Here is a 23,506-nt window from a genome sequence, read left to right as displayed (position 1 = left end):
GCCGCTCTGCATCTTCGCAGGTGATCCGGATCATTGCGCTGTGCAGCTAAACGTTTCACGCCATTTCGTCGCCGTTCATATCAATTCCGCATCCTTCCAGCGAGCCGAGCAGCTAATCTGTGCTGGCTGTTTGGAAGACGACCGCGGCCACATGGTTCTCTGTGTGATGGACGTGGTCTCGGTACGTTGACGGGATAGCATATGACCACAGGTCTGGGTTTCAGCATCGGCGCAGTGAACTCTATGACGGCTTCGGTTACCGGTGCGCGAACCCGGCCCGTCGTGCGCAGCAGGCGCACCGCGGTGACCTTCGACAGCGCGGGCGGACTGCGCGTCGGCGGCATCCCGCAATTCACCATGGCCGTAACGGATTTCGCCGACCTGAGCCGAGACCCCGAGCCGATGATCGTCGGCGGGCGCATCTGGTCGCCCGCCAACCTGGTCGCCGCGGTGGTGAACGGGCTGCGCGCGGCCGAGCCGACCGCGGCCGAGTCCGGCGCGGTAGCCACCTATCCCGCAACGTATTCCGGCAAGGACGTGTCCTTGCTGCGGCAGGCGCTGGATCTGTCCGGGGCGGGTGATGTCGAGCTGGTGCCCGAGCCGGTCGCCGCGGCGGAATGGCTGGAGGCCGAGCACGGTCCGCTGGAGCCCGGTTTCGTGCTGGTCTACGACCTGGGCGGAACAAGTTTGGATGTCACCATCGTGCGTGTCGGACCCGACTGGGACGACCACCCGATGGTCGGAAAGCCGGTGCGTTCCTTCGACTTCGGCGGGCGGCCACTCGGTGCGATGATCGCGCGCTACGCCCACGAGGCCGGGCCCGGCGCCACCGCGACCTCGATGCTGTCCATGGTGGACATCGACGGTCTGCGCGCCGCACATGTGTACGACACGCTCGAGATCGTGCGTGATGTCGTGCGCTCGGCCGATCTCACCCTGTCCGATATCAGCCGCATCCTCGTGATCGGCGGTGCGTCCCGCCCCGCCGAGGTCGCCCGCACCCTCGCCGAACTCGGCCGCCCCCTGGTGGTTTCGGCCGATCCCGGACACACCGTGGCCGCCGGGGCCGCCCTGCGGGCCGCGCGGACGATGGCGCTCGCCGCGTCCGGTGGTAAGCAGAACGCCCCGCGCGTCGCGGTATTCTCCAGTGCCGCTGTCGTTTCCGCGGTGGCGATGTCGGCGGTGACGGTGTTCGGCAGCCCCGCGGGGCCCGCTGCGTCACCGATCCTCGAGCACTTCCCTGGCGGCGACATGCCTGCCAACGACAGCGCGCTGTACGACACCGGCTTCGACCGGATCGCGGGCAATCACGAAGCCTGGATCGCCTCCCCGGCGGGCTGGACGCCGCCGCGTTCGCTCGCCGCCTCCACCGGCCTCGCGCGCCCCTCCGCGTACAGCAAGTTCATCACGCCCGTCGCGCACTCGACGCCCCTCGGCCCGACCCTCGCCGAATCCCGTCGCGGTGATCACAACGAGCCCCGAACCTACGACACCACAGACCGATACCACGGCTCGCCCTACGCGAACCCGGCCTACTTCATCAACCCCCTGCCCTTCGGCCAGCCGCCCGTCGCGACACCCGGAACCCCCGGCCAACCCGCCGCGCCGATCGCAGGCACCCCTGCGACACCACCCGCCCCCGGTGCCATCCCGCCCGCAACGCAACCAGGGGCCACCCCCGCGGTGCCGGACCCCGGCACGATCCCCGGCGTACCGGCCACCGGCCCGATCACCGACCTGCCCACCTCCGGAACCACTACCGGCACAACCCCTTCCACCCCCGGCACCAGTGCCGGTGGAACAACCTCCGGCGGTACCTCCACACCCGCCGCCGGAGGTTCCACCGACACCGGTGGTGCCACGACGGGCGGAAGCACGTCCGGCGGAAGCACGTCGGGAGAGTCGACCAGCGGTTCCACGTCGGGGGGTGCCACGTCCGGTGGTTCGACCTCGGGTGGTTCCACGTCGGGAGGTTCCGATTCCGGCGGTTCCACCTCGGGAGGATCCGATTCCGGCGGTTCCACTTCTGGTGGATCTACTTCCGGCGGTTCGACTTCCGGAGGTTCCACGTCCGGTGGTTCGACGTCAGGTGGTTCCACGTCCGGTGGCTCCAACTCGAGTGGTTCGACCTCGGGTGGTTCCACGTCGAGCGGTTCCACGTCGAGCAACTCGACGTCAGGTGGCTCCTCCTCCGACAGCTCCTCCTCCGGCGGTTCCTCATCAGGCGGTTCCTCGTCAGGCGGCAGCAAGAACTAGCCCTGGTCGCGGCGCAGGCATCGACGCGTTCGCCCCCCACTCGGGCGATGTCAGAGGTGTCGTTGCGTTTGTGCGTCGCCTTGTGGGCAGGGGTGGTGAGGTGGCTTCTGCACTGGTGGTTTCGCCTTAAGGTGGCCGAATGAGCTAGCCGTCGTTGCGCGCAGCAGTCGCGGCGGTCGCGGCGGTCGCTGCTCGGGGCGACGCCGAGGCGTCGTTGCGTTTGGGCGGCACCCTGTTGAGCGGGCGTGCGGAGATTTCTGCGCTGGCGGTAGCGGCAAGTCGTGTTCGAGCGCGGTTCTGTTTCGGATGGCAGCAAGATCTAGGTCCTGTCGGCAGGTGCGGCGCCGGCTAGGCAGGCGGCGTGCGTTTCGAAGAGACCGCCGCGCACGGTCTTGCCAGACAGATCGGCACTCGATGGGGGCGATCCCGGAGTTGCCCGGGCGAGTGCACAGCACGGATCACCCCCGGGCGGCAGTCGGGTACTCAGTGCGTCTCTAGGCGAGCTGATGGTCAGTGGTCCGATCTCGCCGCGCCCCAGTCCGCGGACTTCGCAGATGCGAGCGCGGCTACCCGCGACTCGGTCGCCGCGTTCTGTACCCTTCCTGCACCCCTTCTGCGTCCGCGCACGCGCTTTGCCATGCCAGAGGTGGTGCGAGAACACGGAACTGGTGCGTCAGCTCAGAAGGGGTGCGTGACCGCTCCGCCGCTGCCCGTTGTGCCGACTGTGCGTCGGCCGTGTCGTCCCGCGGCGTATCTGCCGTGTGCGCGTTCGCGTCCCGCGCGCGGTTTCGAAGAGACCGCCACGCACAGGCTTGCCAGGCAAATCGGCACTCGCTGGGGGCGATCCCGGAGTTGCCCGGGTTAGTGCAGAGCGCGAATCACCTCGTCGGGGGTGGTCGGGTACTCAGTGCGTCTCTGGGCGGCCTGAAAGCCGACGGGTCCGGTCTCGCCGCGCCCCAGTTCGGGCACTCCGCGGATGCGATCCGAGCAATTCCCGCACCCCTTCTACGTTCGCGCACCCGCTTTGCCATGCCATAGGCGGTGCGGGAAGGCAGAACTGGTGCGTCTGCTCGGAAGGGGTGCGCGGCCGCTTCGGCGCTGCCCGTTGTGTCGACTGTGCGTCGGCTGTGTCGGCTCGCGGAATTCCTGCCGCGTCGCGTCCGCGTCCGCGTTTGCGGACTTCGCGGATGCGATCGCGGCTACCTCCGACTCGGTCGCTTCGTCCAAAGCAACTTCCCGCATCCCTTCTGCGTTCGCGCACCCGCTTTGCCATGCCAGAGGCGGTGCGGGAACGCAGAACTGGTGCGTCTGCTCGGAAGGGGTGCGCGGCCGCTTCGGCGCTGCCCGTTGTGCCGACTGGGCGTCGGCCACGTCGGATCGCGGAGCCTGCCGCGCGCGGTTTCGCGTCCCGCGCGCGTGTCGTTCGAATGACACGCGCGCGGGGTGATGGGAAATGCGCGGGGGCGCTGGCGGCGTTGTGAACGGCTGACGGGTGTCGTACCCCCTTGGCACAATGAGTTGATGACAGTAGGGGGTCCGCGGCTTATCGCGCTGGACGTGGACGGCACGTTGCTCGATACCGGTAGCCCGGTGAGCGAGCGGGTGGCGGCGGCGGTGCGCGCGGCCATCGGGGCGGGCGCGCATGTGGTGGTGACCACGGGCCGGACTGTGCTGACCACCCGGCCCGTGCTCGCGGAGCTGGGCCTTATCGAGGGGCACGCGCTGTGCTCCAACGGGGCGGTGCAGGTCGACGTCGCGAATGGTCAGCCGGTCGCCATCGAGGCGTTCGATCCGGCGCCCGCCGTGCTGGCGCTGCGCGCGCTGATCCCGGAGATGATCTTCGCGGTGGAGAAGGTGGGCGTCGGCCACTGGGCGACCGGTGCCAGTCCCGGCGAATTCTCCATCGGCGAATACCTTTTGGTCGATCACGGCGCTCTGAGCAGCGAGCCGACGCCGCGCCTGAACGGCTGGTGGCCGCAGGGCACGCTGGCGCAGATGCGAGCCCTGCTGCACGAGCTGGAAGTGCCCGGTGCGAGTTGGGTGCACGGCGAATTCGGCCCTTGGCTCACCGTTTCCCGCCAAGGCGTCTCGAAAGGCTGGGCGCTGGAACGTCTCCGCTGCGCCCTCGGCGTCCCGCACACCGCGACCCTGGCGATCGGCGACGGCTATAACGACCGCGAAATGCTGCGCTGGGCCGCACATTCCGTGGCTATGGACAACGCGCCGGACGAGGTCAAGACCCTGGCGACCGAGGTGACCGGCACAGTCCACGAAGACGGCGTCGCCCCCGTCCTCGAACGCTGGTTCCGGCCATAACTCCTCCGCGCCGGCGAGGTCGGCACGCCCGACCTACCTCTCCGGCGGGCGTGCGGTTTTCGGGACCGGCGCCGGGCACACCCCGGCGGATGGACCATGCAAGGTTGCGAAAGACCCTCGGCGTGAAGGGCGGTGCTCGGTGTGAAGGGCGCGGCTCGGTGGTCGGTGTGGAAGGCGTGGCTCGGTGGTCGGTGTGGAGGGTTCCGGCTCGGTGCTCGGTGTGAAGGGCGTGGCTCGGTGGTCGGTGTGGAGGGTTGCGGCTCGGTGCTCGGCGTGGCTCGGTGCTCGGTGCTCGGTGTGAAGGGCGTGGCTCGGTGCTCGGCGTGGAGGGCGGTGCCCAGTGCTCGGTGTGAAGGGCGCGGCTCGGTGGTCGGCGTGGACGGTTGCGGCTCAGTGGTCGGCGTGGAAGGCAGGGCTCAGTGGTCGGCGTGGAGCGGTGCTCGGTGCTCGGTGCTCGGTGCTCAGTGCTCAGTGCTCAGTGCTCGGCGTGGAGGGCGTGGCTCGGTGCCCGGTGTGAAGGGCGTGGCTCGATACCCGGCCTGAAGAGCGGGGTCCGGTCCTCGACATAAAGCGTTGCAGCTCAGTGTATTTCGATGCGAACGACGGGCGGGCTGGTCGGTGTTGCCGAGCCGGTATCCGGTTCGGCGGTGATGCCGAGTGCCGTGGTGGTGCGGAGCAGATCGGCGGTGAGTTCGGTGGTCGTGTCCGCGGTGTGCATCATGCCCGCGGAGCGTGGCGTGCCGTCGGCATGGATCAGCCAGAGTTGGTAGCCGTGATCGGAACCGGGCGCGGGGAGCCCGGTCGCGGTCACCACCACCTTGCCGACACTGCGGGACAGCACCGCCGTCGCCGAACCATCCCCGGTGAAGACCACACCGGTGTGGGTGACGGCGTCGCGGGCATTGCGCACCTGCTCCGCCACCGTCGCGTCCGGCCCCGCGGTCCGATCGACGAGGACCAACCCCACCGCGACAACGGCCGCTGCCATCGCGACACCGATCCAGACCCGGACCAGCCATCCGCGCCGATCGATGTCGGCGGGAGAGTCGTTGTCCGACAACTCTTCCAACGGCGGCAAGATCACGGTGCGTTCCAGTTCGCCGGCAGTCGGGATGATCTGCGTCCGGTCGAGCGCGCTCGCGGAGCCGGAAACCTGTGGGCGCGTGCCGATCTCGGCGAGTACCTGTTCCTGCACCGCCGTCGCCGATACGGGGGCGACGGCGGTCGCGAGCCGCACCGCGAACGGCCGTAACGCGTCGACCTCGACGTGGCAGGTCGGACACTCGAGGAGATGGCGTTCGAAGTCTGCCCGTGCGTCGCCGGCCAGCGCATCCAGCACGTATGCGCCGGTGCGGTGGTGTAATTCGGCCGTCACGACTGATCGCCGATGCTCTCGCACAGCCGGAGCAGTCCGTCGCGCAGCCTGGTCTCGATCGTGCCGACCGGCTTGTCGAGTATCTCGGAGACTTCCCGAGTGGAGTAGCCGCCGTAGTAGGCGAGGATCAGCGACCGGCGCTGCGAATCGGTGAGTTCTGTCAGCGACCGGCGGACCATGTCGTCCTCGATCCGGTCTACCGTGGTCTGTACGACTTCGTCGAAACACCAGCGCAGTTCGGTCTGTCCGTCCCGGTCGGCGCACGCCGTCCGCACCCGGTCCACGGCGCGACGATGCGCGATCGTCATCGCCCACGCCAGGACCGGCTGGTGCTGCTCGTCGAACAGCGGGGCCTGCTCCCAGAGTTCCAGCAGCACGTCCCGCGTGACCAACTCGGACTCGGCGTGATCGCGGATCACTCGTGTGACGAGGCCGAGGACCGGTGCCGCGACGAGGTCGCAGAACTCGGTGAAGGCCTGCTCGTCGCCGCGTCCGGCCTGCCGGATCAGCAGTTCCGGGGTGGCGGCGCCGGGTACCGCTCGGGCGGAGATGACCATGTGGTGTCCTTCCAAGCCTGACCGAGCCGGAAGCCGTGCACGGTGATCACGGCGAATGTGGCCCAGATCATATGTTGCCGCCTCTGCCGCGCCACCCCGGCTACCCCGAACCGGCTGCTTACGCCGGGCCTGTCTTCGCGAGGACCTCGAGGTAATGCGGGTTGGACATGAGGCCGAGGACGTTGCCGAACGGGTCGACGACGGCCGCGGTGACGAAGCCGCTTCCCGTGCCGCGCTCGGTGATCGGCTCGTATTCCGTCGCGCCGAGTTCGAGCAGGCGGGCGAAGGTGGCCGCGAGGTCGTCGACATGCCAGTTGACGATCGCCCCGCCGGGAGTGTTCCGGGCGCCCGCCGGGGCGTAGGCACGATTGACGAGGCCGAATTCGTGCAGATAGTCGCCGATCCGGAATTCGTAATACCCGTTGGGGACGTGGAAGTACGGCTCGATGCCGAAGAACTCCGTGTACCAGTCCTTCGCGGCCGCCAGGTCGTCGGCGTAAAAGGTGCTCGTCGCCATTCCGCGCAGCATCTCTGATCTCCTTCGTCGGTTCGTTCTTGCTGGTGAAATCAATGATCCGGGATAAAGTGCGCACGGAATGAGCACTTTTTCCGGCAGAATTGTGCACATGCGAGCGGACAGATTGGTGGCGATCCTGCTGATGATGCAGACGCGCGGGCGGGTGACCGCGGCCGAGGTCGCCGCGGAGTTGGAGACCTCGGTCGCCACCGCGCGCCGTGACCTCGAGGCGCTGTCGATGGCGGGAGTCCCGGTGTATCCGCAACCCGGCCGGGGCGGCGGATGGTCACTGGTCGGCGGCGCGCGCACCGATCTCACCGGCTTGACGGCAGGGGAGGCGCGAGCGCTGTTCCTGCTGGCGGGGCCCTCGGCGGGATCGGTGCCCGAGGCGAAATCGGCACTGCGCAAACTGGTTCGGGCCCTGCCGCAGACCTTCCGTTCAGACGCGGCAGCAGCGGCCGACGCGGTGGTGATCGATCCGTCCCGGTGGGGACAGACGGACCGCGCACTCCCGCAGGTGGTCTCGCTGCTGCAGCGAGCGGTGGTGCAGCGCAACAAGGTTCGCCTGCACTACACCGGCCGGGACCGGGAACGCACCGAGCGCCTGGTTGATCCCTGGGGCCTGGTCGACAAGGACGCCGTCTGGTATCTCATCGCCGGGACGGACCGCGGTCAGCGCACCTTTCGCGTCGACCGGATCGCCGAGGCCGTCGTCACCGCGGAAACGGCGTATCGCCCAGCCGATTTCGACCTGTCCGCGGCTTGGCACGAGGTCGTGGACGAGATGGAACAGCGTCGCGCGAGCACGGCGGCCACGGTCCTCATCTCGGACCGTCTGTTGCCCATCCTGCGCAATCAGCAGGGCAGGAACTGCGTTGTCGACGGCCCGGTCCCCGATGGCCGCATTCGCGTCCAGGTCACCGCCCCCACGTCGTGGATGCTCGCCCAGCAGCTCGCCGGGTGGGGCGCGTCCATCGAGGTCCTCGACCCGCCGGACGTGCGCGCCGAACTGGCCCGCATCGGCACCGAACTTCTCGACCGCTACGCCGACGGGTAGGCCGGCCCTGGCCGCCTTGCCCGGCCGGCTCGCCGGTGCCCCGGCAGCGCCGACAACTCGTACCTCCGCGTACGACCGACCGTTCGTGTTCGTGGAATTTCGTGGAACAATGGCAGTATGACCGAGCCGAAAACCGCCGGTGACCAGCAACCCGGCGCCGACCAGCGCCTGGCGAAAGGGGCCAGGTCCCGGGCTTCGATCGCCCGGCATGCCGCCGACGTGGCGTCGGTCGAGGGGTTGACGGGCGTGAGCATCGGCAGGCTCGCGACCGATCTCGGCGTCAGCAAGAGCGGCATCGCGACCTTGTTCGGCAGCAAGGAAAGCCTGCAGCTCGCGGCGATCAAGGTCGCCCGCGAGGTCTTCATCGACGCGGTCGTCACTCCGAGCATGAGCGAGCCGGCCGGGATGCCGCGGGTGCGGGCCGTGGTCGAGCGGTGGTTCGGCCAGGTCGCCGCGCCCGCGTTTCCCGGCGGGTGCTTCCGGGTGGCCACCATCGCGGAGTTCGACAGCCGTCCGGGGCCGCTGCGCGACGCCATCGTGGCGGACAGCCGTGACTTCGCCACCTTCCTGTCCAACGAGATTCGCCTCGCACAGGAGCAGGGCCATCTCACCGGACGCAACGCCGACGTGATCGCGTTCGAATTGGGTGCGGTGATCGGAGCGGCGCACAGCGCCCAGCAGATCGGTGACGAGTGGGGCGTCGCGACCGCCCGTTCGATCGTCGACAACCTGCTCGGTGACTGACCCCGGCGAATCGGTTCAGGCGGACAGGGTGAGCGTGTTCGCGAGCGCCGCGTCGTAGCGCTCCCACCCGATCGCGGACAGCGCCGGATGCGCCCCGATGACGTCGGCGTGCACCACGTCCGGTGCGGCCGCCACGAGCCGATCGGTCAACAGACCGGGGGCCAGGAACCAGGGCGCAACCATGATCTCTTCGGCACCGCGCGCACGCAACCGTGAAATAGCTTGCCCCACAGTGGGTTCCGTCGTGGCGAAGCAGATCTCGGTGAGCTGGCCGGTGCGCGCCGCCAGTCGCCGTGCCACCTCGGCGGTCAGTGCGTTCGCCGCTGCCGACGAGGAGCCGACGGCGGCGACCGCGATGCCGAGGCGCGACGAGGCGGTGCGGCGCTCGAGTACCCGATCCCGCAGCGCCCCGATCAGTCGGGCGTCACGCCCGAGCACATCCGCCTGCGTCAGCCGCAACTGCGGATGCCTGGTGCGGGCCGCGGCCAGCAGCCCGGGCAGATCCACCCTGGCGTGGAACGCGCTGCCGAGCAGCAGCGGCGTGACCACCGCGTGGGTGTGCCCCGCCGCCGCGACGGCGGCCACCACATGCTCGACCGACGGCGCGTTGAGATCCAGAAACGCCAGTCGCACATCGTATTCCGGCCGCACCGCGGCGAGATCGGCGACCACCGCCGCCATTGTCGCGGCCGAGCGTGGATCCCGGCTGCCGTGCGCCACCGCGATCAGCGCGGGCCTGCCCCGGTGGGCGGCGAGCCCGCGCATCTCAGGCTCCGGTGCCGACCTCGACGGTCGACAGGACGTCGCCGACGAGGCCCGCGGCCAGGGTGTTGCCGCCCGCGGGATCGATGAGCAGGAAGCTGCCGGTGTGCCGGTTCACCCGGTAGTCGTCGACCGCGAGCGGCTCGGCCACCCGCAGCGACACGCGACCGATGTCGTTGAGCGCCAACGACTCCGGGTTCGGCTCGGCCGCGAGCCGCTGCTCGTCGAAGCGCTCCAGCAGTCCGCCGACGATCACCTGGGTCGTGCGGGTGCCGTGCTTGAGCAGCAGACGTGCGCCCGGGTGCAACGGCTTGTCGCCCAGCCAGCAGACGGTGGCGTCGAAGGTGTCGATCGGCTCCGGCGCGTCGGCCACCGAGGCGATGATGTCACCGCGGGAGATATCGACGTCGTCGGCCAGGATCAGGGTGACGCTGCGCCCGGTCTGGGCCACCGCGAGCTCGCCGTCGGGCGTATCGATCCGTTCCACGGTGCTGCGGATGCCGGAGGGCAGCACCACCACCTCGTCGCCCGGCGCGACCGAGCCCGCCGCGATCTGGCCCGCGTAGCCGCGGTAGTCCGGGTATTCGGCGGTGCGCGGCCGGATCACGTACTGCACCGGAAAGCGAAGTCCCAGTGTGTGATCGCCGGTGCTGTCGGCGTCGACCGGCACCGACTCGAGGTGCTCGATCAGCGACGGGCCGGTGTAGTACGGGGTGTTCGACGAGCGGGTCGCGATGTTGTCGCCGTGCAGCGCGGAGACCGGGATCTCCAGCACGTCCTCGTCGGACCAGCCGAGCGTGCTGGTGAGCCGGTTGAATTCGGCGGAGATGTCGGCGAAGACGCTCGCCGCGTCGTCCACCAGGTCGATCTTGTTCACCGCGAGCACCAGCTTCGGCACGCCGAGCAGCGCCAATACCGCGGCGTGCCTACGGGTCTGCTCGATGACGCCCTTGCGCGCGTCCACCAGCAGGATCACCAGCTGCGCGGTGGACGCGCCGGACACCGTGTTCCGGGTGTACTGCACGTGCCCCGGGGTGTCCGCGAGCACGAAAGAGCGTCGGGGCGTGGCGAAGTAGCGGTAGGCGACATCGATGGTGATGCCCTGCTCCCGTTCCGCGCGCAGGCCGTCGACGAGCAGCGAAAGGTCCGGCGTCGCCAGGCCTTTGTCCACCGACGCGCGAGTGACGGCGTCGATCTGGTCGGCGAGCACGGATTTCGTGTCGTAGAGCAACCGTCCGACCAGAGTGGACTTGCCGTCGTCGACAGAACCGGCGGTGGCCAGCCTCAGTAGGTCGGACATGTCAGAAATAACCCTCTCGCTTGCGGTCTTCCATCGCGGCCTCCGACACCCGGTCGTCGCCGCGGGTCGCACCGCGTTCGGTCAGTCGGGACGCGGCCACCTCGGCGAGGATCGCCTCGTTGTCGGCCGCGTCGGAAAGCACGGCGCCGGTGGACGATCCGTCGCCGACGGTGCGGTAACGCACCGACAGTGTCTGCAGCGCTTCACCTTCGCGCGGCCCGCCCCAGACGCCGGGGGTCATCCACATGCCGTCGCGCTGGTACACCGGACGCTGGTGCGCGTAGTAGATGCTGGCCAGGTCGATGTCCTCGCGGGCGATGTAGCGCCAGATATCGAGTTCGGTCCAGTTGCTGAGCGGGAACACCCGGACGTGCTCGCCCGGTGCGTGCCGCCCGTTGTACAGGTTCCACAGCTCGGGGCGCTGGCGCTTCGGATCCCACTGCCCGAAGGCGTTGCGCAGCGAGAAGATTCGCTCCTTGGCGCGTGAACGTTCCTCGTCGCGGCGGCCGCCGCCGAACACCGCGTCGAAGCGGTGCTCGCTGATCGCGTCCAGCAGCGGGACGGTCTGCAGCGGGTTGCGGATGCCGTCGGGGCGTTCGCTGAGCCTGCCGTCGGCCAGGTAGTCCTCCACCTTGGCGACATGCAGCCGCAGCCCGTACCGCTCGACGATCCGATCCCGGAACTCCAGCACCTCGGGCAGGTTGTGCCCGGTGTCCACGTGCAGCAGTGCGAACGGCAGCGGCGCGGGCCAGAAGGCCTTGAGCGCCAGGTGCAGCAGCACGGTGGAGTCCTTGCCGCCGGAGAACAGGATCACCGGCCGCTCGAATTCGCCTGCTACTTCCCGGAATACGTGAATCGACTCGGATTCCAGCGCCGCGAGGGTGTCGAAATCACTGATCCCTAGGGCACGCTGGGTAACGTTCGAGGCTTCGTTCATCATCATCTCCGTCACGCTGTATCCCCTTTCACATGCCCGAGGGGCCCTACGTGGTTACGCGGGCTGCCGCCTCCGGGCCCTGACTCGGTCATGTGGTGTGCAACCCGCATTCGGTCTTGGCGAGGCCGGCCCAGCGGCCGCTTCGCGGATCGGATCCCGGCTCCGGCTTCCGCGTGCACGGAGCGCAGCCGATGGACGGATATCCCTCTTCGACAAGGGGATTGACGAGAATGCCGTGCTGCTCGATGTAGGCCTGCATCTCGTCGTCGGACCACGCGGCGATCGGATTGATCTTCACCAGCCCGAACGCCTCGTCGAACGAGATGAGCGGGGCGTTGGCCCGGGTCGGCGCTTCCACCCGGCGGATACCGGTGACCCACGCGTTGTAGCCGGACAGCGACTTGCGCAGCGGGACGACCTTGCGCAGCCGGCAGCATTCCCCGGCGTCGCGTGCGAAGAGGTCCTTGCCGAGCAGCCGATCCTGTTCGTCCACAGTGTGTTCCGGCCGGACGTTGACCACGTTCACCCCGTACACCGCCTCGACGGCGTCGCGGGTGCCGATGGTTTCGGCGAAGTGGTAGCCGGTGTCCAGGAACAGCACGTCCACGCCGGCGTGCACCTGTGCGGCCAAGTGGACCAACACGCCGTCCTGCATGTTCGACGCGACGATATAGCCCGAACCGAACGTGTCTTCGGTCCATTGCAGCAGGTCGACCGCGGACGCGTCCGGCCCGAGGTCGGCGGCGCCCTGCGCGGCGAGCGCGCGGAGCTCGTCCTCGGCCAGCTTCGCCACCAGTTCCGTTGTCACAGTTGATCTCCCATCACGTGCCCGGCGCAATCGAGGCTCATTTGAGATCCGCCTCGTCGGCACGAACGGCCCACTGGGCGAACCGTTCGCCGTCCTCGCGGTGCTTGATGAAGTTGCGCACCACCCGCTCGATGTAGTCACCGAGATCGCTGCTGGTCACCTTGTGCTGACGCAGCTTGCGCCCGAAGGCGCTGTCGAAGCCGAGGCTGCCGCCCAGGTGTACCTGGAAGCCCTCGACCTGGTTCCCGTCGCCGTCGTCGACCAGCTGACCCTTGAATCCGATATCGGCGATCTGGGAGCGCGCGCAGGAGTTCGGGCAGCCGTTGATGTTGATGGTCACCGGAACATCCAGCAGCGCATTGAGATCCGCGAGCCGGTCCTCGAGTTCGGGCACCAGGGCCTGGGACCGCTTGCGGGTTTCGGCGAAGGAGAGTTTGCAGAACTCGATGCCCGAGCAGGCCATCAGGTTTCGCCGCCACAGCGACGGACGCGCTTGCAGCCCGAGGAGCGCCAGCTCGTCGATCAGCGCGTCGACCTTGTCGTCGGCGACGTCGAGCACGATCAGCTTCTGGTACGGCGTGAACCGGATGCGGTCGGCCCCGATCCGCTCCACCGCGTCGGCGACCTTGGTCAGGATGGTGCCCGAGACGCGGCCCGCGATGGGGGAGAAGCCCACCGCGTTGAGTCCGTTCTTCAGCTTCTGCACCCCGACGTGGTCGATCGGCTTGGTCGGCTGCTCCGGCGCGGGACCGTCGATCAGCTTGCGCTTCAGGTATTCGTCCTCGAGTACCTGGCGGAACTTCTCGATGCCCCAGTCCTTGACCAGGAACTTCAGCCGCGCCTTGGTGCGCAACCGCCGGTAGCCGTAGTCGCGGTACAGCGACACCACGGCCTCCCACACGTCGGGCACCTCGTCCAGCGGCACCCACGCGCCGACGCGCTGCGCCAGCATCGGATTGGTGGACAGGCCGCCGCCGACCCACAGATCGAGACCGGGGCCGTGCTCGGGGTGTTCCACGCCGACGAACGCGACGTCGTTGATCTCGTGCACCACGTCCTGCTGGCCCGAGATCGCGGTCTTGAACTTGCGCGGCAGGTTGGAGTACTCCTTCTTGCCGATGTAGCGGCGCACGATCTCGTCGATGGCCGGCGTCGGGTCGATGATCTCCTGCAGCGACTCGCCCGCCAGCGGGGAGCCGAGCACCACGCGCGGGCAGTCGCCGCACGCCTCGGTGGTCTTCAGCCCGACCGCTTCGATCCGTTTCCAGATCTCCGGGACGTTCTCCACCTCGATCCAGTGGTACTGGACGTTTTCGCGGTCGGACAGATCCGCGGTGTCGCGGCCGAACTCGGTGGAGATCTGGCCGAGCGTGCGCAGCTGCTCGACGTTCAACGCGCCCGCGTCGCAGCGGATGCGCATCATGAAGTACTTGGCCTCGAGCAGGTCGATGTTCTCGTCGCCGGTCCAGGTGCCGTCGTAGCCCTGCTCGCGCTGGGTGTAGAGGCCCCACCAGCGGAAGCGTCCGCGCAGGTCGCCCTTGTCGATGCTGTCGAAGCCGGCCTTCGAGTAGATGTTCTCGATCCGGGCGCGCACGTTGAGCGGGTTGTCGTCCTTCTTGGACTGCTCGTTCGGGTTCAGCGGCTCGCGGTAGCCGAGCGCCCACTGGCCTTCGGCCCTGCGCCGCACCGGCTTACCCGTACGGGCGCGCGGCGCCGCCGAGGCTTCCGGGCGCGGGCGGTCGGGTCGGACGCGGCGTTCGGCGGCGGGGCGGTCGGGTCGCGCTTGCGGGCCGGGCCGGGACTCGGGGCCGGACTGATCGATCGGACCGGCGTCGGTGCTCGACGTCATGGGGTCGCTCCTGCGGGTTGGTGATTGCCGTGCAGAGGGCGCGAGGGGCTGATCTCGCACCTGCGGTGTGCAGCGGAGGCGATGCGGAACTTTTGGGGTCGCCGGTTGAGCCCGGGAATTGGGCGCGCTGAACTACCGAGAAGAGTGGGTCAGACAGCAGGCGCTACAGACGCGCTTGTAGTCGACGTGGCGACGTGCCACAAGTCGTACTCCCGATGCGCGCATACGGGTTATTGTGCCATGTCAGCGACGGCGTTCCGACCCCTCGCCCATATTTTCCGCACTTTGCCGGGAAATCCCCTGGACCGTTCCCCTGAGATGTGACGGCTGTCATAGATCAACCGGCGATCGCGGCTCGTGATGCGGAAACTTTATTGAAGTGAGCTGTCTCACAAGGGGTCACGTAGCCGGATCCGGCACTTGACCACAACTAATGTTGAGGTGTGACCGTTGTCGGCATGAGCACCACTACCGCCGAACTCGACGCCATCCGCGCAGTCGTCGCCACCGTCCAGCACGCCCAGCAGAACGAACTCGTCGACGAGTTCGTCGGTCTCTTCCGCGCAGACGCCATCTGGACCACCGGTCACGGTCAACGGCTGTTCGGCCGGGCCGCGATCGCCGAGTTCACCGCCGCCGCCCTGCCCGGCGCCATGCGCGACGGCACAGCTACCTACGAGGTCGAGCACGTTCTGTTCATCCGGCCCGATGTCGCCGCGGTGAAAGTTGTCCAGCGCTATCTGAACCACGCCGGCGAACTCACGGGTCAGGGCTCCCCGATGTATGTGATGGCGAAGGAAGACGGCCGCTGGTTGCTCACCGCCAACCAGAACACGCCCGTCACCGACTGATGCGCCGCCCCCGTTGCCCGCGTGTGGCCGGGCAGCGGGGGACCGGCAGACTAGAGGGGTGAGTTCCCCTGCGGCGGTCCCTGTCGAAACCGAAACGTCCGAGCCTGTACTCGGCGACTTCGGCGGCGGTGCGTTCGGGATCTACGTCCATGTGCCGTTCTGCGCCACCCGCTGCGGATACTGCGATTTCAACACCTACACGGCGGGCGAACTCGGCACGTCGGCGTCGCCGCAATCCTGGCTCGACGCGTTGCGTGGTGAGTTGTCCACGGCGGCAGAACGTTTCGCGGCACTGCCGAGTGCCACCCCCGAGGTGGCGACGATCTTCGTCGGCGGCGGCACCCCCTCGCTGCTCGGCGGCGACGGGCTGGCCGACGTGCTCGACGCCGTCCGCGCGAACTTCACCCTCGCCGCCGGCGCCGAGGTGACCACCGAATCCAATCCGGAATCCACCGATCCGGCGTTCTTCGAGCGGCTGCGCGCCGCGGGGTTCACCCGGATCTCGCTCGGCATGCAGTCCGCCGCCGCGCACGTGCTGAAGGTCCTCGACCGCACGCATACCCCGGGCCGGGCGGTCGCGGCCGCGAAGGAAGCCCGCGCCGCCGGATTCGCGCACGTCAATCTCGATCTCATCTACGGAACGCCCGGCGAAAGTGACAGCGACCTGGACGCCAGTCTCGACGCCGTGCTCAGCGCGGGCGTCGACCACGTCTCCGCCTACTCGCTGATCGTCGAGGACGGCACCGCGCTGGCCCGTCGCGTGCGCCGCGGCGAACTGCCCGCCCCGGACGACGACGTTCTCGCCGCCCGCTACGAACGCATCGACGCCCGGCTCACCGCCGCCGGTCTCACCTGGTACGAGGTCTCCAACTGGGCCGCCGGTCCGGCCGCGGCCTGCCGGCACAACCTCGGCTACTGGGACGGCGGCGACTGGCTCGGCGCCGGACCTGGCGCGCACAGCCATGTCGGCGGCGTCCGCTGGTGGAACGTGAAGCATCCCGCGCGCTACGCGGACCGGGTGGCCGCAGGCGGCCTGCCCGCCGCGGGCTGGGAGGCTCTCACCGCGGACGAGCGCTACACCGAGCGCCTCATGCTCGCCGTCCGGCTCCGCACCGGTCTGCCGCTGGCCGAACTCGACGAGTTCGGCGCGGCCGCCGCCGGCCAGATCGTCGCCGACGGCCTGGCGGCTCGACACGAGGACCACCTGGTGCTCACCGATCGCGGCCGACTCCTCGCCGACGGCGTGGTCCGCCGCCTGCTCGTCCCCTGACCACGCCGCCCCTATCGCGCCGTTAGGGATTTCCGCGGACTCCTGGGTTGGTTCGGCTATCGCGGAGCCGACGACCCTTGTAGGCTTCGGATCAACCCCAAGGAGATTCATGTCCCCGGCACGACACATCACCCTCATCCATGAACCGGGCGAATTCGCCGAGGCGCGGGCAGCGGAAAAGGCCGAAAATGCGCGACAGAGCGCAGTGGCCGCCCGCACGGTCGCCAGTTATTCACAGAATGCCGATGATTGCCAATCCCTATTGGCGATGCTCGGCTTGGACGCCCTAGCGGGCAAACAAGCCAGGGTCTGCGACTAAAAGTTCGGGCCCGGTCGGGTCGGCCAAGCCGGTGCGTGCAGCGCATCATCGACTCGATCTCGGGGCCCGTCATCGCGCCCGGCTGTTCATTGATGTCGGCCCCGTCAGTGCGGCCGACATGATTGCGCACCAGCACTCCCTCCCGACCGCGGCCGACCTCGCGTCGTCCGGCGTACCGTCGTGGTCGGGCACGCCCGGGTGGTAGCTCGTCTCGGCCGCCGATCACGTCATTTCGCCTGCGTCGCAACGCTTCACGGCGCAGCACGGGCCAGCGACATCGATGCCTCGCACGTCTCGCTGTGTCGCGACCGGAGGGGAGGCCGGTGTGCGTGCGGCGGCCGCGCAGTAGCGTGGGACACCTACGGAATGGGGGAGTGCGGTGGACTGTGGGCACCGAAAAGACGGTGGGCGGGTCGATTTGCTGTACGCGGTACGACACGGGCAGAGCACGGCGAATGTCGCTGCGGTAGCCGGGGCGTACCGCGAGACCGACGATATGGCGATCGGCCTGACCGCGCTCGGGCAGCGGCAGGCCACGGCCGTCGGACGGCGACTGGTGGCCATGGCGCCCGACGAGCGACCCGAGCTGGTGTTGTGTTCCCCATACCTGCGCGCGGTCCGGACCTGGCAGCTGGCTGAGGCGGAATTGCGTTCTGCGGCAATACCTTTGCCGTGTTATCAGGTTCATCCGAGCCTGTATGACAGGCATCGCGGTCAGCTCACACCGCTACCGTCTGCCGCTGTGCGGGAACGCTTCCCGGAAGAGGCCGCGAAAGAAGCGCGCGATCCGCTCGGGTATCGGCCCCCGGACGGGGAATCGTTCCGCGATGTCGCGGCGCGGCTACGCGGCGTGGTGGCTGATCTCGAAGCCGATCGGCAGCACCGCCGGGTGTTGATCGTGGCGCACGACGCGGTTGTGCTGTACCTGCGTCAAATACTCGAAAACCTCGACGACACAGCAATTTTGGCAATAACCGCCGAGGGGCTCGCAGGCAATGGGTCACTCACGACCTGGCGCCGGATATCGGACGGTTATCGTCTGGAATCCTACGATGAGCGTGGGCACCTACCGTCGGCGTGAATTGCGCGGATACGCCGAAATCATGGCTCCAGCAAATTGTTTCGCATCGGCGCGGGTAGCGCGACGATCTGCTGCGAGATGTGACGGCGCACCTGGCCGACCCGCAGTTCCGCGGGCAGCGTCTGCCAGACCTGCCGGATCAGCGCGCGGGCGTGTTCCGGGTCGCCCTGCCGGGTGCGCATCGCCGCCATGTCCAGGTCCAGCAGCGAGCGACCGACTTGGTCCTTGTCGGCCATCGGCAGGCTGAGCATCCGCTGCCGCAGTTCCTCCGCCGCGCGCCAATCGCCGATCGAACTCAACGCGTGCGACTGGTGCCAGCGCAGGATGTATTCCGAAATACCCAGGTTGTCATCGGATTTCACGTCGGACGGCAGGCTCGCGAACATCCGGTCGGCGGCCTGCACCCCTTCGATCGCCTCGCGGCGACGGCCGATCCGGGCCTGGATTCCCGCCTCGGCGAGCAACCCGAAGACCATGGCCGAATCCGGGTTCGCGCCGCCGGCGGCCTGCGCGGCGCGCGCCATGGCCAAGCCCTGATCGAGTGCGTGGCGGTAACACTCGTGTGTGTGCGCCATATGTCCGTGCAGCCATGCCTCCACTTCCCGGTCACCGGCCAGGCGGGCGGCGCGGCGCGCCTTGTAGAACCACATGAACGTGTCGTGCAGGTCGGCGACGTCGTTCATCCGAAAGGCGATGAGCCCGGCCAGAATTGCCTCGATCCGATGCAGCCGCCGGTGCATGTCGGCCGAGTGGTCGGTCAGCTGCAACTGCTGGACCTGCGCCAGATCCCGCATGCGCGCCGGAATGTACTCCGAGGGTGGCAGTACATAGACCAGATACCCGCAGAGCTCGAGGCTGGATTCCAAGGCGCGCAGGATCTCCCACGCCGTCGGCCCGCCCCGCACCATCGCGGGCAACACGATTCGCCGCTCGGGTTCGTCGTCGGTGTAGTCGTGGCCGAAACCGAGCCGGTCCGGCCGAGTGCGGTACAGCCGGCAGAGCGCGTCGAGGAACTGATACGACGGCATGTCCAGCCCAGTCTCCCAGCGGGACACACTCTGATGGGACAACCCGCGACACGGTGATTCGGTTTTGACGAGTTCTTGCAATTGCTGCGCGACGTCGACAAGCGTGAATCCATAGGCGATGCGATGCGCGCGCAGCAACGACACCCCGCAATGCGCGCGCACGGCATGGACCGTCTCCCAGGTCGAAGACCCAGCGGCTTCGAATTCGCGTACGACACGGCGCCCGCACGCAATGCTGTGCTGACTGCTCACCCCTGCTCCAGATGACTGGCTATGCACTGAGCGGACGTGCGCTGGCCTCGGCAACATCCGCGCTTTCGACGGTATCCCTGAGCTGGTCCAACGTCCACTTTCTGGCAGTTCTGCGCGCGATACGTGCAAGCGGGGCGGTGTCTCTGGCCTGGTCGGGGCGGCGGCGGCACGCTGTTGCGCATGAAAAGAATCAGAATCGTCGGTGGGGTCCCGGCGAGCCCGTGCCAAGCCGGTGAGGATGAGCACTCGTCATTCGTCACGCAGATCGCGCACGTGCTGACCGCTGTTGGGACCGTTGTGACCGCGTTGGCGGCCTTTGTCGCCTGTGCGGCGGCACTCAATACATTGAGCGTCACGGTATTGGCCGCGGCGTGGGTGGTGGCAGGCTGGCTGGCGCGGGGTCGTCGATGCCACTGTGCCGCCGACCGAAAGCATGTCCGCAGCCACCATGTCATGGAGGGATCCGTCTAGTCCCCTGACAACCTGAGGTGCCTGCTCACACGTGAGCGACACCTGAAAAATACCCGTCAGTACGGAACTGGCGGTGCGTCGCGCTGGGTAGGCTCAGCGCATCAACGGCACCGCGCTCGCACAACGCAGAACACTTATCGACCTGCGTGGTATCGGTGCGTTGATCTTGCTGACCGCGTCGTTCGCCATGCTCACCGTGTTCTCGCGGTATCTCGACACCGGTTTCACTGTCGCCCAACAAGTTTACCTACGCGCCGGTGTCGCATTCGGGATCGCGGCGGTCGTTTTCGGCCGCTGGATCCGATGGCGGGTGATACTCCACGCAGGTGCCCGGGAATGGTCGGTGATCGTGGTGCGCACCGTCCTGCTCTATGTCTTCGGGACGACGTTGTTCGCGAAGGCGGCGACGATGACGACCGTCGGCAACATCTCGTTCATCGCCGCGCTACCGCTGGTCGCGGCACTCGGATTGGTGTTGCGCCGAGTGCCCGTGACCGCGGTCCGGGTGTTCTTCGTCAGCGGGTCCGCGATCGGGGTCGCGATCCTGTCCGGCTTCGGCATGAGCTGGGGCTCCGGCAAACAAGGCGACGTGATCGCCCTGGTCGCGATGGTCGCGATTTCGCTGAGCTATCTGGGCCGGGATTGGCACAGCGGAACCCTGAACAACTACGAGATCACCGCGTTGACCGTCGGTGTCGGTGCGCTGGGTGTCGCATTGACCTCATTGTGCCAATGGGAAGGTCTGCCGCGGCTGCCGTCGGATGTTTCCCCGGCGATGCTGTGGACCGCGATCGGGATCGCGGGCGGGCTCAGCGTGCTGAACGTCTTCCTGATGAACTACGCCTTCGAGCGGGTGGATCCGGTGCAGGGCGGCAACCTGCTGACCCTGGAATGCGTGTGGGGCCTGCTGTTCGGGTTGATCTTCTTCGGCCAGGTGCCGACCTGGGCCGGGATCGCGGGCGGGGTGCTGATCGTCCTGTGCGCGGTGGGGCTCAATATCGCCGACGGGCGCGCACCCGCCGACGCGCAACGCAGCGAGTCGGTCCAAGTGGAACAGCGGGAGCTCGAACCGCCGGATCCGGTGCAGTGGATTCCTTTGCCGAACCGTCCGGAACCGCTGCGCGACGACGAGTTGCCGCAGTATGCCGGTGTCGTCGGACCCGTGTTGCCGGGATCCGGCGCGGATTCGGAACAGCGCTGAGGTTGCTACCAGGCGTCGTTCGCCTCCGCCAAACGCTGGAGGGACCGCTCGATCCAGGTGGTGAACTGTGCGGTGAGGTCCGCCGGGGTCGCCGGTCGGACCGCGATGTGCGAGCCGCGGGTTTCGGTGTAGCGGCCGTCGTCGGTGATGTCGTGCCACTGCACGACCTGCCACGGCTCGGCACTGGTGTGCCAGGGCGCGGCGACGAGGACCGCGGTTCCGCCACCGTCGGCGGGACGCCCGAGCAGACGCTGGTACTGCTCCCGCGGCGTTTGGCGGGCGACATCCTCGAAGTAGCCGTTGCGGCGCCGGCCGATATCGTCCGGATGGAACGTGGCCGGTGGGGCGCTGCCCGGCGCGCACGACGGGATCGACTGAACCACACGGGCGGGCAAGGTCTCCGGACGGAACATGCGCACGCGGATCGGACCGTGCTCGGTTTCCGTCCCCGCCTGCATCAACGTGACCGCGCGATACGAATTGCGCGCGCCGATGATCCGATACTCCCGGAAATCCCCCGGCCCGGTGCTGTTCTTGTGTCGGCTTGTGCCACCGAGGATTTCGATCCGCAGCTCCGAGCTGCTCAACGTGTGCAATGCCAGCTGGATCTCCTCCAGCTCGTCGGCCGAGTAGCGTTCGCGGACCGCGCGCCGGTGCGCCGCGAAATCGTCCCGCAGGGCGAACCGGCTGGTGTAGCGCAGCGGGCTGGGCAACCGGTCATGTGCCTCGGAGTACCAGAGCGACGCGAAATCGTCCGGCTCCCAACTCCACTCAGCCATGCTTGCTCCGGTCTCCTTCGCCTAGCTCGATCTCGCCCGCGGGAAAGCCCGCGCGGGCCGCAACCACCCTCGTGCGACGTCCGTCAGGTGGGGATATCGCCACCGATCACGCCACCGGGCACCGTCTTCGGCAACTCGCCGAGTAGTTCGTCGGTGTTCTCCTGCGTGATCAGATAGTCGGGGATCTTGTGCTCCGCGTCGTCCTCGGATTTGCCGCGAGCGCCCGCACCCGGCACACCCATGCCGGACGCGCCTGCCGCTCCGCGCGCCGCGGTCGCTGCCGCGGCGGCCGGGGTGGGCGAGGTGCCGGGGATGGTGGGGACGCCGGTGCCGGGGATGCTGCGGCCTGGTTGGGGTGCGGTGCTCGGGGAGCCGGGGCTGCCGGGGCTGACCGAAGTGCGTGGGCTGCCGGGGGAGCCGGGTGTGCCCGGGGTGTACGGCGTGCCGGTGCTTGTCGGGACGGTCTTCGCCGGGTCCGTGGTGGTGCTCGGACTCTGCGTCGTCGGGGCGGTGCTCGACGGTGCCTGCGTGCTGCTCGGGTTAGTGGTCGAAGCCGGGTTCGTCTGCTCCCCGGTCTTCGCCGGATCGGTCTGCTGCTCGGTAGTTCCCGGCTCGTCGGGTTTCCCGTCACCGTTCGTATCGCCAGGAACCGCGGAGTTCGTCGAACCAGGATCAGTACCAGGAGTTTTGGATTGAGACGGTTGCCCGCTGCTCGTGTTCTCGGCGTTGTAGCCGCCGGGGGGAGGGGCCGGGATGTCGACCGCCTTAGTGGGGCTGGTGGGGGTGGGCAGCACAGGGATCTTGCCGTCCATTTGACTGAACGGCTTCACATAGTGCTGATCCATTGCCTCCCGGGCCTTTTGCGTCTCCTCGGACTGCTCCCGCTGCAGATCCCAGCGGCGCGGAGGCCAACCCCACGAGGTCCAGGTGATGATCACCGGATCCGGAATCGCCTTCTTGGTGTTCACGATCGCCGTCGCAGCGTCGCGAACCCGGGTATGCAGTTCGGCTAGGGCAGGCGTCAGCGTCTGCGCATCACTGGTGTAGTTCGCGATCGATTCCTTCGACTTCTCCGCGGCGGGGCCGGACCAAGCTTGTGCGATCGAGGTTTGAATCGAGCGTGCGAAGGTCTCGACACCCTGCTCCCACAGTTGGTGCACCTGCCAGTACTTCTCCGCCTGCTCTATCGCGCTCGTGGTGTCCAACGGCTCGAAAGCGTCCTTGATCTCCGGATGGTCCCAACTGTCCGTATGCTCGCCGCCACCGGGAATCTGTGTCGGCTCGTATCCGCTCATCGACCGGTCCCATCAGGAAGGAGGTATGGGCCAGCGGGGAGTTGCGCTGGTGGACGTTGCGGCAGAGTTTCGTTCAGGTGAGTGAACTCCTGTGCGAATGCGCTGTCCGCCTGCATCATTCGCTCTCGGACGACTCGGTGGACTTCCTGGATGTCGTCAACGATTTTGTAGTGCTGCTCCATGATCGCGTAGACGCTGTTGCCGTCTGCTGCCCCGTCTGCCTTCTTCTGAAAACGCTGGACCAGCGTTCGTGCTGACACCATCTTGTCGTTCTCTTCGCCGAGGCCCCAGAAATCCTGGTTTGCGACATCGAGCATGATCGACTGGATCATTCGGATCGCATTCTTGAAATAGTCGCAGTCACGATCGATGTATACGAAGTCCTCCACCTTCAGCTCGATGGCGAGCCGTCCCTCATTGGCCTCGGTAAGGATGTTCGCCATCGGTCGAGGCTGTTCGCTGTCATCGCTCATACCTGCTT

At 67.9% G+C, this 23,506-nt stretch carries 22 protein-coding genes; 9 read left to right on the top strand and 13 right to left on the bottom strand.

The window, feature by feature from the left end; translation table 11 throughout:
* Positions 1 to 243 precede the first annotated feature (243 nt).
* A complete protein-coding gene (locus NVU01S_RS05270) occupies positions 244 to 2,256 on the top strand; it encodes an Hsp70 family protein (RefSeq protein WP_167829402.1) in 2,013 nt (670 codons plus the stop codon).
* A 1,521-nt stretch (positions 2,257 to 3,777) separates the two neighbouring features.
* Entirely contained in the window at positions 3,778 to 4,572 is a 795-nt protein-coding gene (locus tag NVU01S_RS05265; RefSeq protein WP_043677473.1) for an HAD family hydrolase, read from the top strand.
* A 580-nt stretch (positions 4,573 to 5,152) separates the two neighbouring features.
* Here NVU01S_RS05265 and NVU01S_RS05260 read toward each other — a convergent pair.
* The 3 genes from NVU01S_RS05260 to NVU01S_RS05250 form a co-directional block, all read right to left on the bottom strand.
* Positions 5,153 to 5,947: an anti-sigma factor gene (locus NVU01S_RS05260; protein WP_043677471.1), complete on the bottom strand. Its 795-nt coding sequence runs from the start codon at positions 5,945 to 5,947 to the stop codon at positions 5,153 to 5,155.
* Complete coding sequence (locus tag NVU01S_RS05255; protein WP_043677468.1) at positions 5,944 to 6,504, bottom strand: sigma-70 family RNA polymerase sigma factor; 561 nt, start codon at positions 6,502 to 6,504, stop codon at positions 5,944 to 5,946. The genes NVU01S_RS05260 and NVU01S_RS05255 overlap by 4 nt, the downstream gene beginning before the upstream one ends.
* Before the next feature lie 118 nt (positions 6,505 to 6,622).
* Complete coding sequence (locus tag NVU01S_RS05250) at positions 6,623 to 7,033, bottom strand: VOC family protein (RefSeq protein WP_043677465.1); 411 nt, start codon at positions 7,031 to 7,033, stop codon at positions 6,623 to 6,625.
* Between the two features lie 97 nt (positions 7,034 to 7,130).
* On the opposite strand from NVU01S_RS05250, the gene NVU01S_RS05245 reads away from it, so the two are divergent.
* Positions 7,131 to 8,078, top strand: a complete 948-nt coding sequence (locus NVU01S_RS05245; RefSeq protein WP_043677463.1) for a helix-turn-helix transcriptional regulator — start codon at positions 7,131 to 7,133, stop codon at positions 8,076 to 8,078.
* A gap of 117 nt (positions 8,079 to 8,195) precedes the next feature.
* Entirely contained in the window at positions 8,196 to 8,822 is a 627-nt protein-coding gene (locus NVU01S_RS05240; RefSeq protein ID WP_043677460.1) for a TetR/AcrR family transcriptional regulator, read from the top strand.
* Between the two features lie 15 nt (positions 8,823 to 8,837).
* Here the strand turns inward: NVU01S_RS05240 and NVU01S_RS05235 are convergent, their stop codons facing one another.
* The 6 genes from NVU01S_RS05235 to NVU01S_RS45410 form a co-directional block, all read right to left on the bottom strand.
* Positions 8,838 to 9,587: a sirohydrochlorin chelatase gene (locus tag NVU01S_RS05235; protein ID WP_052281065.1), complete on the bottom strand. Its 750-nt coding sequence runs from the start codon at positions 9,585 to 9,587 to the stop codon at positions 8,838 to 8,840.
* A gap of 1 nt (position 9,588) precedes the next feature.
* Positions 9,589 to 10,884 (bottom strand): sulfate adenylyltransferase subunit 1, encoded by a 1,296-nt coding sequence (locus tag NVU01S_RS05230; RefSeq protein ID WP_043677458.1) that lies wholly within the window; start codon positions 10,882 to 10,884, stop codon positions 9,589 to 9,591.
* A gap of 1 nt (position 10,885) precedes the next feature.
* Positions 10,886 to 11,827 carry a sulfate adenylyltransferase subunit CysD gene (cysD, locus tag NVU01S_RS05225; RefSeq protein ID WP_043677456.1) on the bottom strand — a complete coding sequence of 314 codons (942 nt, stop codon included), beginning with the start codon at positions 11,825 to 11,827 and terminating at the stop codon, positions 10,886 to 10,888.
* 82 nt (positions 11,828 to 11,909) lie between these two features.
* The gene (locus NVU01S_RS05220) at positions 11,910 to 12,629 is read right to left on the bottom strand and encodes a phosphoadenylyl-sulfate reductase (RefSeq protein WP_043677454.1); all 720 of its coding nucleotides are present in this window, start codon (positions 12,627 to 12,629) and stop codon (positions 11,910 to 11,912) included.
* Positions 12,630 to 12,666: 37 nt separating this feature from the next.
* Complete coding sequence (locus NVU01S_RS05215; protein ID WP_043677452.1) at positions 12,667 to 14,478, bottom strand: nitrite/sulfite reductase; 1,812 nt, start codon at positions 14,476 to 14,478, stop codon at positions 12,667 to 12,669.
* 132 nt (positions 14,479 to 14,610) lie between these two features.
* Positions 14,611 to 14,703, bottom strand: a complete 93-nt coding sequence (locus NVU01S_RS45410) for an Ms4527A family Cys-rich leader peptide (protein WP_373864182.1) — start codon at positions 14,701 to 14,703, stop codon at positions 14,611 to 14,613.
* 233 nt (positions 14,704 to 14,936) lie between these two features.
* Between NVU01S_RS45410 and NVU01S_RS05210 the strand changes: the two genes are divergently transcribed.
* From NVU01S_RS05210 to NVU01S_RS05200, 4 genes are all read left to right on the top strand, one after another.
* A complete protein-coding gene (locus tag NVU01S_RS05210) occupies positions 14,937 to 15,329 on the top strand; it encodes an SgcJ/EcaC family oxidoreductase (RefSeq protein WP_043677451.1) in 393 nt (130 codons plus the stop codon).
* Between the two features lie 58 nt (positions 15,330 to 15,387).
* Positions 15,388 to 16,599, top strand: coding sequence for a radical SAM family heme chaperone HemW (gene hemW, locus NVU01S_RS05205; protein WP_043677450.1), 1,212 nt, complete (start codon positions 15,388 to 15,390; stop codon positions 16,597 to 16,599).
* Positions 16,600 to 16,708: 109 nt separating this feature from the next.
* Entirely contained in the window at positions 16,709 to 16,918 is a 210-nt protein-coding gene (locus tag NVU01S_RS42285; protein ID WP_081868749.1) for a hypothetical protein, read from the top strand.
* Between the two features lie 379 nt (positions 16,919 to 17,297).
* On the top strand, positions 17,298 to 17,999 hold the full coding sequence (locus tag NVU01S_RS05200; protein WP_082032277.1) for a histidine phosphatase family protein: 702 nt from the start codon (positions 17,298 to 17,300) through the stop codon (positions 17,997 to 17,999).
* 20 nt (positions 18,000 to 18,019) lie between these two features.
* Here NVU01S_RS05200 and NVU01S_RS05195 read toward each other — a convergent pair whose 3' ends face one another.
* Positions 18,020 to 19,189 carry a helix-turn-helix domain-containing protein gene (locus NVU01S_RS05195; RefSeq protein WP_043677446.1) on the bottom strand — a complete coding sequence of 390 codons (1,170 nt, stop codon included), beginning with the start codon at positions 19,187 to 19,189 and terminating at the stop codon, positions 18,020 to 18,022.
* Positions 19,190 to 19,910: 721 nt separating this feature from the next.
* Between NVU01S_RS05195 and NVU01S_RS05190 the strand changes: the two genes are divergently transcribed.
* Entirely contained in the window at positions 19,911 to 20,951 is a 1,041-nt protein-coding gene (locus tag NVU01S_RS05190; protein ID WP_043677444.1) for a DMT family transporter, read from the top strand.
* A gap of 5 nt (positions 20,952 to 20,956) precedes the next feature.
* Here the strand turns inward: NVU01S_RS05190 and NVU01S_RS05185 are convergent, their stop codons facing one another.
* The 3 genes from NVU01S_RS05185 to NVU01S_RS05175 all read right to left on the bottom strand — a co-directional run bounded on the left by NVU01S_RS05185 (position 20,957) and on the right by NVU01S_RS05175 (position 23,498).
* Positions 20,957 to 21,730: an ESX secretion-associated protein EspG gene (locus tag NVU01S_RS05185; protein ID WP_043677441.1), complete on the bottom strand. Its 774-nt coding sequence runs from the start codon at positions 21,728 to 21,730 to the stop codon at positions 20,957 to 20,959.
* An 83-nt stretch (positions 21,731 to 21,813) separates the two neighbouring features.
* Positions 21,814 to 23,025 (bottom strand): WXG100 family type VII secretion target, encoded by a 1,212-nt coding sequence (locus NVU01S_RS05180; RefSeq protein ID WP_043677438.1) that lies wholly within the window; start codon positions 23,023 to 23,025, stop codon positions 21,814 to 21,816.
* Complete coding sequence (locus NVU01S_RS05175; protein ID WP_043677435.1) at positions 23,022 to 23,498, bottom strand: hypothetical protein; 477 nt, start codon at positions 23,496 to 23,498, stop codon at positions 23,022 to 23,024. Before NVU01S_RS05175 ends, NVU01S_RS05180 begins: the two co-directional genes overlap by 4 nt.
* Positions 23,499 to 23,506: the final 8 nt, after the last annotated feature.

Source organism: Nocardia vulneris, from assembly GCF_001613425.1.
GTDB classification, from domain to species: Bacteria; Actinomycetota; Actinomycetes; order Mycobacteriales; family Mycobacteriaceae; genus Nocardia; species Nocardia vulneris.
The sequence above is the reverse complement of the archived record's forward strand: the minus strand, read 5'-3'. Positions and strand labels throughout refer to the sequence as shown.